This window comes from Acinetobacter rudis (assembly GCF_031157835.1).
Lineage (GTDB): Bacteria > Pseudomonadota > Gammaproteobacteria > Pseudomonadales > Moraxellaceae > Acinetobacter > Acinetobacter rudis_A.
This window is the reverse complement of the sequence record NZ_JAVIDR010000027.1, coordinates 24493-35570: the sequence shown is the minus strand read 5'-3', so window position 1 is coordinate 35570 and position 11078 is coordinate 24493. Positions and strand designations below refer to the sequence as shown.

General features: G+C 38.0%; 11 protein-coding genes. 7 read left to right on the top strand and 4 right to left on the bottom strand.

The window, feature by feature from the left end:
* Positions 1-246 precede the first annotated feature (246 nt).
* Positions 247-816 (bottom strand): L-threonylcarbamoyladenylate synthase, encoded by a 570-nt coding sequence (locus tag RFH42_RS15820; protein WP_308976830.1) that lies wholly within the window; start codon positions 814-816, stop codon positions 247-249.
* 46 nt (positions 817-862) lie between these two features.
* Positions 863-1993, bottom strand: a complete 1131-nt coding sequence (dprA, locus tag RFH42_RS15815; RefSeq protein ID WP_308976829.1) for a DNA-processing protein DprA — start codon at positions 1991-1993, stop codon at positions 863-865.
* Between the two features lie 380 nt (positions 1994-2373).
* Between dprA and def the strand changes: the two genes are divergently transcribed.
* The 3 genes from def (at position 2374) to RFH42_RS15800 (ending at position 5646) form a co-directional block, all read left to right on the top strand.
* Positions 2374-2904, top strand: coding sequence for a peptide deformylase (gene def, locus RFH42_RS15810; protein ID WP_308976827.1), 531 nt, complete (start codon positions 2374-2376; stop codon positions 2902-2904).
* Between the two features lie 244 nt (positions 2905-3148).
* Complete coding sequence (locus tag RFH42_RS15805) at positions 3149-3598, top strand: DUF2946 domain-containing protein (RefSeq protein WP_308976825.1); 450 nt, start codon at positions 3149-3151, stop codon at positions 3596-3598.
* A gap of 59 nt (positions 3599-3657) precedes the next feature.
* Positions 3658-5646, top strand: a complete 1989-nt coding sequence (locus RFH42_RS15800; RefSeq protein ID WP_308976824.1) for a TonB-dependent copper receptor — start codon at positions 3658-3660, stop codon at positions 5644-5646.
* A gap of 221 nt (positions 5647-5867) precedes the next feature.
* Here the strand turns inward: RFH42_RS15800 and RFH42_RS15795 are convergent, their stop codons facing one another.
* Together RFH42_RS15795 and RFH42_RS15790 are read right to left on the bottom strand one after the other, a co-directional pair.
* Positions 5868-6788 carry a DMT family transporter gene (locus RFH42_RS15795; protein ID WP_308976823.1) on the bottom strand — a complete coding sequence of 307 codons (921 nt, stop codon included), beginning with the start codon at positions 6786-6788 and terminating at the stop codon, positions 5868-5870.
* A gap of 133 nt (positions 6789-6921) precedes the next feature.
* Positions 6922-7554 carry a TetR/AcrR family transcriptional regulator gene (locus RFH42_RS15790; protein ID WP_308976821.1) on the bottom strand — a complete coding sequence of 211 codons (633 nt, stop codon included), beginning with the start codon at positions 7552-7554 and terminating at the stop codon, positions 6922-6924.
* 135 nt (positions 7555-7689) lie between these two features.
* Between RFH42_RS15790 and RFH42_RS15785 the strand changes: the two genes are divergently transcribed.
* The 4 genes from RFH42_RS15785 (at position 7690) to RFH42_RS15770 (ending at position 10967) form a co-directional block, all read left to right on the top strand.
* Positions 7690-8934, top strand: a complete 1245-nt coding sequence (locus RFH42_RS15785) for an MFS transporter (RefSeq protein WP_308976820.1) — start codon at positions 7690-7692, stop codon at positions 8932-8934.
* Positions 8935-8957: 23 nt separating this feature from the next.
* Positions 8958-9740: an AraC family transcriptional regulator gene (locus RFH42_RS15780; protein ID WP_308976819.1), complete on the top strand. Its 783-nt coding sequence runs from the start codon at positions 8958-8960 to the stop codon at positions 9738-9740.
* Between the two features lie 152 nt (positions 9741-9892).
* Complete coding sequence (locus RFH42_RS15775) at positions 9893-10393, top strand: hypothetical protein (RefSeq protein ID WP_308976818.1); 501 nt, start codon at positions 9893-9895, stop codon at positions 10391-10393.
* Positions 10394-10484: 91 nt separating this feature from the next.
* Positions 10485-10967: a hypothetical protein gene (locus RFH42_RS15770; protein ID WP_308976816.1), complete on the top strand. Its 483-nt coding sequence runs from the start codon at positions 10485-10487 to the stop codon at positions 10965-10967.
* Positions 10968-11078 lie beyond the last annotated feature (111 nt).

Below are 11078 nucleotides of genomic sequence, written 5' to 3'. Positions count from 1 at the left end.
ACTTGATTTATCAGAAGTTTTATTTAACATCACCGCCGATGGATGTGCATTATAGGCTAATTTTTTTAGACTGCAAGCATAGTTTGCAAAAAAACAATTCATATGTTTAATTTTCACCCTAAAAAAATATAACACATTGAATTTTATAGTTTATTTATTTTGTATTAATTTAAACCCATTTGCACAACCATGCTACTACACTCTAAAACACTGCAATCTGCTCAAAATGACACATAAAAACCATACCTAAGCACGAATAATCTCACCCGAGCTTGCATCTATAATGCGACTAGGTTGCTGGCATAAACCTAAATCACCATTTAGGTAATTCATATCAGCGCCAAAATATTGCATTGCATCTTGTAAAGAACGGGCTGGGGTTACTCCAGCTGGATTAGCGCTAGTAGAAACAATAAAACCATTAAAAGCATTACACAATGCAATACATAAAGGATGATTCGTTACTCGAATTGCAACTTTAGGATGCTTCCCTTTAATCCAATATGGAATCTGCTCATCAGCATCTAATAACCAAGTGGTTGCGCGTTCTGCTGTAGCAGTATCACTCCAGCTTTGGATTACTTGTTTACGTATTGATGGTTCTAAAGAATGAAGAAGATGTTCAACCTGACTAATTTGACCAGCCAACAAAATGACCCCTTTTTCAATTGGGCGCTGTTTATGTGCAAGAATTTTGGCAAATGCTTGCTCATTAAAAGGATCACAACCCAATCCCCACACCGCTTCTGTTGGATAAGCCAATACTTGACCTTGAGCTAAACATTGCGCAGCTTCAGCAACTGAGGTCGTAATCATGATCTTTAACACCGTTTTATTTTACAAAAAGCTATTGTGAACGTGATTACTGAATACGGCAACGTAAATATAAACCGCCTTGTTGTAGACAAAAACCTAAAAGCTCAAGCTCCATAAGTTGAGCAGTAAGCTCTGCTGTACTCAAATTCAAATGCGCGCTTAAGTGATCCAAATCTTGCCCAGCCCAATCTAATTGATTAAATAAGTTCAATAAATGTGGAGGTATTTGTTCATCTCTACTACGTTCAGGCTGTTCTGTTAGTATTTGTTGGCAATGCCATTGTGTCGCCATGGCCAAATCTTCAATAATTTGCTCAGGATGATCAACCAAAATGGCGCCCTCTCGAATGAGTTGGTGACATCCTTTATAACTATCAGAATAAATATGCCCAGGAATTGCAAAAATCACTTTGCCTTGTTCTGCTGCCGCTTTCGCTGTAATTAATGAGCCACTGTTTAATCCAGCCTCTGCAACCAACACACCTAAACTCAAAGCACTCACAATACGGTTACGACGCGGGAAATGGTGTTGTAAAGGTTTCGTCTCAGGTAAAAACTCGCTCACAATACAACCCATGTTATCCAAAATTTTCTGCTGTAATAACTTGTTTTGTGTTGGATAAATTTGATCAATACCTGTGCCAATTACAGCAATAGTTCGTTGATGCATAATACCTGCTTCATGCGCTGCCTCATCAATACCCTGTGCCATCCCACTGGTAATAAAAAAACCTCTTTCACCTAGGTAATATGCGAAGTCATAAGCAATTTGCTTGCCCTGTGTACTGGGCATACGGCTACCGACTATTGCAATTTGAGGTTGATGTAAATTCTGCCACTGGCCTTGAATAAATAAAATGGGTGGCCGATTTTCATAGGGTAAAAGCTGTTTTGGATAATACGCATCACCTTCGATCATGACACAATCACAGAAGTTATGTACTCGTTGTAAACATTGTTCAAACTGTGTCTGCCCTGCAAGGCTAGAAAAATTTGTTGCACGTTTAATATGATTTACATGTAATTTCAACTTATTCCATTTTAGGAGGTTCTGAGCTTGTACCGCCTCTTCCACGCTACCAAAATACTGTTCAACGACCCTATAAGCTGAAATAGAATGATGTAAAAGAAACCATAATTTTATATTTGCTTGAGAAGATTCTAGATTAACTGTCATTGTGAACTCTTTTAAAGGTAAGCTCTAAGTTTTTATTCTTGAAACCCCAACCCTGAGTGAATTAACTCTTTATGATAGATTGATTAATCCTCTCAACTACTCCCATACGAATAGACGATTTTTATTGCTGTAATAATGCCGTTTTTGCTGAAGTAAATAACAATTAATATTTTGAAAATTGAAGTTTTATTCAAAGAATTTTGTTTGAAACACTATAAACATATTGAACTTCATTTGTATGTAGCTTGATCTTGATCATTATTTTCCTAAAGTTTGCCTTTTGTTTGCGTTATACTGAGCAGAACCACCTTATATTCCTTTTGGAGCATTCATCGCTTCATGTATTTTTTATGTTATGGCAACAATAGTGAGGATTGCGCATGGCCTTATTACCCATTTTAAGTTTTCCTGATCCTCGTTTGCGTACAATTGCCAAACCTGTTGACAAAGTGACTGATGAAATTCGCCTCTTGGCTGCTGATATGCTCGAAACGATGTATCAAGCACCTGGAATTGGCTTGGCTGCAACTCAAGTTGACCAGCACATTCAACTCGTGGTGATGGATTTATCGGAAGAAAAAGACCAACCAATGGTGTTTATTAACCCTAAAATCACCCCCTTAACCGAAGAAACCCAACCATATGAAGAAGGGTGTTTATCTGTTCCGCTCATTTATGACAAAGTAGAGCGTGCATCGCGAGTTAAAGTTGAAGCACTTGATCTAGATGGTCAAGCATTTGAGTTAGAAGCCGATGGCCTGTTGGCAGTCTGCATTCAACACGAATGTGATCATTTAAATGGTAAATTATTTGTTGATTATCTTTCACCCTTAAAACGTCAACGCGCACGCGAAAAAGTGGAAAAGACTGTTCGTCAACGCAATAAAGAAAAAGTTGCAGTTAAACGATAAGAAAACACATAGCACACTGTAAAAATCAGTGTGCTATTTTAAATTGCTTGATTGCCTCATATACGTATACCCCCAACCTTAGCTAAAAAATCAAATCTATTTCAGTCATGTGTCTCGCTTTTCCATCTAGGCTGATGTTGGTTTTTAGTACGAAATTAAGTGCTCAAATTCCTGAAACTTTATTAAAATTATCGCTATACAACTGAGCTTGCTTTGTTATACTCCCCACTAATCAAATGTTGGGATGAACATTGAGTTGTTACGTGTGGGTTTGCTGCTAGGATTTGCAGCTGTTTTCTTTCAAATTGCTGTGTTTATACAGCCCTTGCTACCGAAGCAATATCAAGTTGCACCGGTATGTGAGACGATCACGCTATTGATAGACAATAGCGAACAATTGTCTCAGAAGAAAAGCCTAGTACAACATGCCTTATCCCCTTCATCTAAGCATCTAGACAGTTCCCTACAACCTCAGATGCATCATCAACACGATCACCATGATCCAAGTCATCAGTGTCAATACTGTACTGTATATGGCAACTTAGTGTTACCACCTGAGATCGATCTTCGTGTTGTCATTGATCGCATCCAAATTCGTCTCATTTCTTTACAAAAAGCGTTGCTTCATGTTTATTTTGAACTGCAACGTTTATTTCTGCTGCCTCAGGGACGTGCTCCCCCTCTCTTTATCTAAATCAAGTTCAAAAGTCACCTTGACTACAGCCTTAGTATTTTATTTAAAGAGAGAATTTCATGGCTCAGCCTAAATTTTACCTACAGCCTTTAGCGGCTGCAATTTGTGTTGTCTATTCATCAACCACCCTTGCACAAGAACACCAAGCTCATGATGAGCGTATCACTTTAGCACCCATTGTGATGACTGCTCAAAAAGCCAATGATGCCAATGGATTAATTGTTCACGCTGATCCCAAACAGGCAATTCAACCCATTCCTGCGGTAGATGGTTCATCATATTTACAAAGTATCCCTGGTTTTAACCAAGTTAAAGGTGGTGGAGCCAATGGCGATGTTACTTTCCGTGGCATGTTTGGCTCACGAATTAAAATCGTCACTGATGGCAATGAAAGTCTAGGCGCATGCCCAAGTCGTATGGACACACAAGCCTCTTATATATCACCAGAAAGTTATGATCGTATTACCGTTGTTAAAGGTCCTCAAACGGTTCAATATGCCCATACAGGTTCGGCTGCAACTGTTAGTTTCGAACGTGGCCCAGAAGAACTCAGTTCAGCTAAACCTTATCGAGGTCAAGCCAGTGTACTTTGGGGCTCTTATGGACGTTTTGATCAAAATATCGAAACCGCCATTGGTGATGAAACTAAATATGCACGTCTAAATGCTAATCGTTCAGTTTCTAATGACTATAAAGACGGTAATGGTGATAAGGTTCATTCTAACTGGGAGAAATGGAATGCAGACCTCGCACTAGGCTGGACTCCTAATGAAGATACCTGGGTTGAATTGCGTGGTGGTCGTGGTGATGCCGAAGTGGCTTATGCTGGTCGAAACATGGATGGTTCACAATTTAAGCGTGATACCCTTGGACTCAAATTCCAAAAGAAAAATCTCACTGATGTAATTAAAGAAGTCAATGCACAAATTGACTACAACTATAACAACCATATCATGGATAACTTTACTTTACGTACCCCTCCCATGATGAGAATGGAGACCCCAGTAACTCGACGCACATTAAATACTCAAGCGAACATGACTGCTGAATGGAGTCAATTTAGCTTAAAAACAGGAATAGACTCACAACACAATAAGCACACACTGAAAGGCAATTCAGATATGCGCTTTGAATCTTATGGCGCATTTGGTGAATTAACTTATAGCATCAATGATTACAACAAGTTGGTTGGTGGTGCACGAATCGACCAAGCGAAAATTGACCAATTATCTACAGATTTGACCCGTAAAGAGACCCTACCGAGCGCTTTTGTTCGCTTAGAAACTAATGCAAAAACGCATGACCTTAAAAGCTATGTGGGTGTAGGTTATGTTGAGCGTGTCCCAGACTATTGGGAACTTTCCAGTAAAAGCTTTGCTCAACCGACACTCGCCTCATATGCTTTTCAAAATCTGAAAAATGAAAAGACCTTACAGCTTGATCTTGGCACTCAATTTGAATATGGTGCATTTAGTAGCTGGGCATCGGCTTATGCGGGTCTAATCAATGATTATATATTAATGACTTATATCCCAAAAAGTGCGAAACCTACGGATAGAGAAGCTCGAAGTCGTAATGTTGATGCAACTATTGCTGGTGCTGAAGCAGGTATGGGCTATAAATTTACTGATCAAATTCAAGCTGATGTAAGTGCAGCTTATGCTTGGGGTAAAAATACCACTGATCACACAGCCCTACCGCAGATTGCACCTTTAGAAGGTCGTTTTAATCTGCGTTATGTTGAAGACAAATATAATGTTGGTTTACTCTGGCGTGTCGTGGCTAAACAAGATCATATCAGTAAATATGAAGGAACCATCGTCGGTTATGACTTTGGTGAAAGTAAAGGCTTTAGTACGCTTGCTTTAAATGCCACTTATAATCTAACTCAAGATGTAGATCTGTCTGTAGGCGTAGATAACCTGCTTGATAAAAATTATACCGAGCACCTCAATAAACAAGGTAGCAGTGGCTTTGGTTACGCAGCTTTTGAACAATTTAATAATATTGGTCGTAATTACTGGGCACGGATGAGTATGAAGTTCTAATTCATCGATACTAGATAAATAATGCCAAAAAATAACCGAGCCACTGAGCTCGGTTATTTTTTCTCTACAGCACCAATCAATAGATAGCTTTCTAAATGAAGAAACTAACAAATATTTGAATATGCAGGGCCACACATAACGAATCAGGATGATATGTTTACTAATGGGCAATGCCTTACTTTTGCAAGCGCTTTAATATTAAGATATTAAGACATACAATATTAAACATCACTCAAGGGTTTAGTGACCACTGGATTGCGTGTTTTCTTTTGCGCCAAAGCAATCCCAACCAGAATAATAATACCGCCAATCGTATGATAAATAGTCCACGCTTCTTTTAACCAAAAATAAGCAATAATTGCAGTAAATACGGGCATTAAGTTCATAAAAATGCTGGTGCGATTCGGCCCAATGTGTTCCACAGCCATCATCCATAACATCGGTGCAATCAATGATGGAAATAGTCCAGCATATAGTACACTCAGCGCATTTTGAGAATCGATCGGGTCAATCCCCAACCAAATAATGAAAGGTATATGGTAAATCAGTGCAAATGCAATTTGCACATAAACACTCACCATTAAGGGAACTTTTAATTGCCATTTCTTTAAAAACACCCCATAAAAGGCATAAAAGAATACAGCAACAATCATGATGACATCACCTAAATGTCCACCCAATCCTAGTAGACTAGAAAAGTCTCCTTGTGCCATCACATAAAGCAAGCCAAAGAGAGACATTAAGCTGCCCATAATAGCAAAACGGTTTGGGATTTCTTTAAGCAATAACATTGAAACAAAAATGGTAAATACAGGAATAAATGCATTAATAATTCCCATATTTGTTGCTGTTGTTTCATGTGAAGCAAAATAAGATAAGCCCTGATAAAGGACCATGCCAAATGCACTCAACACCGCAAGTTGCACGATATTTTGACGAACAACTGTCCGTTGCTGCCAAACCTTAATCAACATAAAAGGTGTTAATACAATAAAAGCGACGAGCCAGCGATAGAAACTAATACTCATTGGAGAAATATAATCAACCACATAGCGAGTGACTGCAATATTCATTGACCAAATCAGAACGGCAAGCATAGGCAATGCAAATGCCCACCAGTGTTGCTGTATTTTTTGTTGCATAGCTTTTCTCAATATCGGGAGAATGTGTATTGTCGGTCAAGTCTGATTATAGGTAAATAAGGCATTTCAGACATTAATACTGCAGCTTAGACATTAAAAAATAATCAGCTAGATATACAGTTTCCCAAAATATTTAAAAGAGTTCCCAACTTTTCATTGCATAAGCTGCAACTTGATTCAATTGTTCACGCCCTACACCATCACGTGCTTGAAAGGTCATTCCTTGCAACACTGTCGTATAAAAGTCTGTTATCTCTTGTACAGATGTTAGACTAGAGATTTCACCAGCTTGTTGGCCTTGTAAAACACGCTGATAAATTTTTTCTTTAACGCTAATACGTTTTTTCTTAATTTCTTCTTGTAAGTCAGCATGTTGTTCAGAACAATTCATTGTTGAAACCAAGAGCATACACCCCGTAGGTTTATTTTCTTGAACCAAACGTTTGACATTCTCATAAAGAAATAGCTCGATGGCCACTTTAGCCGTTTTAGCGTCGCTAAAAATACGATCGACAACACAAGCTTCATTCGCCAAATAATACTCAAGACATCGTTGAAATAACTGTTGTTTATCTCCAAAACAGCGATACAAACTGGGTGCAGTTAGGTTAAGTGCTTTGGTTAAGTCACTCATTGAGGTCGCTTCATAACCATATTGCCAAAACAACAACATCGCTTTATGTAGCACCTCCTGCTCATCAAAACACTGTGGCCTACCACGTTTTGACTTAACTTCTCTAGCAGGTACCCCCGGATCATCAAGCATGTTTTTTCTCTCATATGAAATGCTGTTTATTTTATAACAATCACTACTAAATAAATTGACATATTCCGCCAAATCCAATATTTTTATTTCCGTAACGATCATTACCATATTAGCAAACCACCACCAAGGCCGCCTATGAATACAACTGCCCCCAGCACCCCCAGTGATAAAATCACAGATCGTAATTTAGCCCCTCAATCAGAACAAGGGAGTTGGCTTGCGTTAATTACCATCTCCATAACTGCTTTTATTTTGGTCTGTTGTGAGTTTTTACCGATTGGTGTACTCAATCAAATTGCAACTGAACTTAATATATCAACAGGTCAAGCAGGACTTGCAATCACACTTCCAGGGGTGATGGGGGCAATTTCAGCACCATTATTACCAATCCTCATCAAAAAGCTTGACCGACGTATTTTCCTCATGGCTCTCACTACAATCATGTTGATTGCCAACCTCATTACTGTTTTTTCAAATAGTTATGAAGTACTTATGTTTAGTCGTTTTATGTTAGGTATCTCTATTGGCGGTTTTTGGGCAACAGCTATTGCACTCAGTGGGCGCTTAGCACCCCCACATTTAGATATAGCAAAAGCAACAGCGATCATTATTGCAGGCGTAACCTTTGCAACGGTATTTGGAGTACCAATTGGCACTTGGATGGGAGAGTTATGGGGATGGCGTAGTGGTTTTGCTCTGAGTTTATTTATGGCTATACCTTTGCTTGCTTTACAATACTATTCACTCCCTCAACTAAAACCTCAATCTGCAATTAAATTTCGTGACCTACCTGAATTATTTAAAGATCCTAAAGCACGCCAAGGACTCAGTATTATTTTCCTAATTGGTTTAGCTCATTTCTCAGCATTCAGTTATTTAGGTGCATTTTTTAAACAAGTTGCAGGTTTTAATGCAGCAGCGATAAGTAGTTTATTTTTAACTTATGGTATTGCGAGTATTTTTGGTAATGCCTTTGCGGGTTTTAGTGCTGCAATTAATGTCCGTTATACCTTTGTCATTTTAGCAGCATGTTTTGCTACAGTATTTTATAGCTTTCCAATTCATGCTATCAATTTATCTAATGCTTTTGTATTAACCGCTTTATGGGGTTTTGCCTTTGGTGCATTTCCAACGACTGCTAATATTTGGATGTTTACCCATGCTGCCCAAGCAGTAGAAAAAGGCATGCCTCTATATATTGGGATATTTCAAACGATGATAGCAACAGGCTCTTTATTGGGTGGTCTAATCGTAGATCACTTCAGTATTAATGTCTTACTCCTCAGCGTACTTACATTAATTGCCCTCGCCCTAGTTTCAATTTTTACTTGGTCTCGTGGACTGAACAATCCTAAAACTTGTTGTACTATACAGAAATAATTTCAACTGCCGATTCCTAGCCGATGCCAAAACGTCTAAGTACATTAATTGAAATAGATGAATTTCATTACCAAAAAGATGAAATCGTGACTGCACATGCTGGGATTTGGGGTGATTTTAATTTTAGTTTTAATGGCCTACTTGAATACCTCATTGAGGGGAAGCGTTTCCTCTCTCCACCTAATTATGGTATTTGGATTCCACCCCAAACCACCCACTGCTCTACAGCCTTAGCAGAGCTTCCAACTCATTACATCTGTATTCGTATTCATCCAGATTTATGTCATTTACTTCCAGCAACATGTAGCACCCTCAGTATATTGCCATTTTTTAGACAAACAGTAGCTGAACTTTTAAGATTAAAACAACAGCAGCAGGAATTTATTAATTACCAAGATCATCTCTTACAAATTTTGCTTGATCAGCTGCAATTTGCACCTGCACACCAACAGTATTTGCCACAAAGTGACCACCCTCAACTCCTCCCTGTACTCAAAGCACTCTCTGATCCTGAAAAATTTACAAAAAGTTTGCAACAAATTTTAACGGAATTTCCGCTTAGTGAACGTCACATTTTAAGATTGAGCCAACAACAATTACAGCTTTCACTCTCAGAATGGCGTAATCGTGTAAAAATCGTTTTCTCTATCCATCAATTACAGCAAGGCGTTGCAATTAAACGCATTGCGTACCAACTTGGTTTTCAGCACAGTTCAAGTTTCATTGACTTTTTTAAGCGTCGGACTGGCCAGACACCATCCCAACTTCGAGAATCACAGCAAACTGTATCACTAAATTCTAACTAAACATTAAGAACTACCCAAAAGCATTAAAAACAAATATTATTGGGCTGCTCTTTCATTAAAAAACACTTGTATGCAAATAATATTTACTGAATTAAATAGTTAATTTGCCCATATAGGTGTTTTAAATTTAATAATGTTCTAAGGAATACACGATGAAAAAAATATTAATTGCTACTCTTTGTGCTACAGCACTGACGCTTACAGCATGTGATAAAAAATCAACTGACACTGCAGCTGCAACTCCAGCAGTTCAATTAAGCACTAATAACACAGCAGATATCAAAGCTGACCTTGCTGCAATTGAAACACTTGGTACTGCTAAAGCTAAAGAAGCATTAGAGTTCCAAAACAAAATCATGCAAGCTGCACAAACTGGTGGTGTAGAAGCCGTTAAAGAAACGATGACTAGCATGGAAAAATTCACTCAAGACTTCAATAAAGACCTAGATGCTTTAACTATTAAGAGTACTGAAGTTGATTCTATTCGCAACAAAATGAAAGCTTCAAATGACACAAGCTTAGAAATGATCAAAATGACGACATCTGGTAAACCAGATCAAAACAAAATCATGGAGCTTCAAAAGAAAGCTACAACAATTCAGCAAGAGTTAATCACTGAAACTCAAGCATTAAAGCAAAAACTTGGTTCTTAATTACTAAGTGCGCTACAGCGTGGTTTCTAACGACGCTGTAGTATGATTAAATACATATGATATATTTAAAACTTTATAAAATTCTTATCATATGCGCTCTTACCAACCTCTTGTACTTTGTTTATTTAGTAGCCTTATACTCTGTGCATGTGAGCAGAGCAATCCTCCACAACAACAATCAGAACGTGTAACTCAAGTCAGCACACTAAGCCAAAATAATATTGCCGATCTCACTGCGGATATCGCTGCATTGCAAAGTCTGCAAGCATTTAAATTCAGTCAAGATGAATACTTTCAAAAAACACCATCCTCAGCAGAAGAAAAGCTCAATTTGGCAAAACAATATGATCATGAACTAAATGAATTAGAATTAAAAAGTATTGAGGCAAATCGCTACCGTACCCAGCTTAAATCATTTATACAACTCTCACGTGAATACCAACAGAATGTATCACAAAAAGATAGCAATCAAACTGAACAAAAGGAATTAATGCAAAAACAACAACGCGCTCAAATCGAGTTGGAAAATACTTATCGACAAATGGAAAAAACGATTTCAGCTTCACACTCCTAACCCTTTCAGCTAGGTATTTTTTATTTCTTACATTACAACAAGCAAGAAGTCATATAATTTTTCTTGTGATTCAGAGATATTCAGGTTAAAACAATAATCAACCTCATTTCT

What these genes read in the sequence shown, in the direction of transcription:
- RFH42_RS15790 (WP_308976821.1), bottom strand. Translation starts at nt 7,554, where the DNA reads ATGCTTGATGATCCGGGGGTACCTGCTAGAGAAGTTAAGTCAAAACGT.
- RFH42_RS15785 (WP_308976820.1), top strand. Translation starts at nt 7,690, where the DNA reads ATGAATACAACTGCCCCCAGCACCCCCAGTGATAAAATCACAGATCGT.
- RFH42_RS15805 (WP_308976825.1), top strand. Translation starts at nt 3,149, where the DNA reads ATGAACATTGAGTTGTTACGTGTGGGTTTGCTGCTAGGATTTGCAGCT.
- RFH42_RS15780 (WP_308976819.1), top strand. Translation starts at nt 8,958, where the DNA reads ATGCCAAAACGTCTAAGTACATTAATTGAAATAGATGAATTTCATTAC.
- def (WP_308976827.1), top strand. Translation starts at nt 2,374, where the DNA reads ATGGCCTTATTACCCATTTTAAGTTTTCCTGATCCTCGTTTGCGTACA.
- dprA (WP_308976829.1), bottom strand. Translation starts at nt 1,993, where the DNA reads ATGACAGTTAATCTAGAATCTTCTCAAGCAAATATAAAATTATGGTTT.
- RFH42_RS15770 (WP_308976816.1), top strand. Translation starts at nt 10,485, where the DNA reads ATGCGCTCTTACCAACCTCTTGTACTTTGTTTATTTAGTAGCCTTATA.
- RFH42_RS15820 (WP_308976830.1), bottom strand. Translation starts at nt 816, where the DNA reads ATGATTACGACCTCAGTTGCTGAAGCTGCGCAATGTTTAGCTCAAGGT.
- RFH42_RS15795 (WP_308976823.1), bottom strand. Translation starts at nt 6,788, where the DNA reads ATGCAACAAAAAATACAGCAACACTGGTGGGCATTTGCATTGCCTATG.
- RFH42_RS15775 (WP_308976818.1), top strand. Translation starts at nt 9,893, where the DNA reads ATGAAAAAAATATTAATTGCTACTCTTTGTGCTACAGCACTGACGCTT.
- RFH42_RS15800 (WP_308976824.1), top strand. Translation starts at nt 3,658, where the DNA reads ATGGCTCAGCCTAAATTTTACCTACAGCCTTTAGCGGCTGCAATTTGT.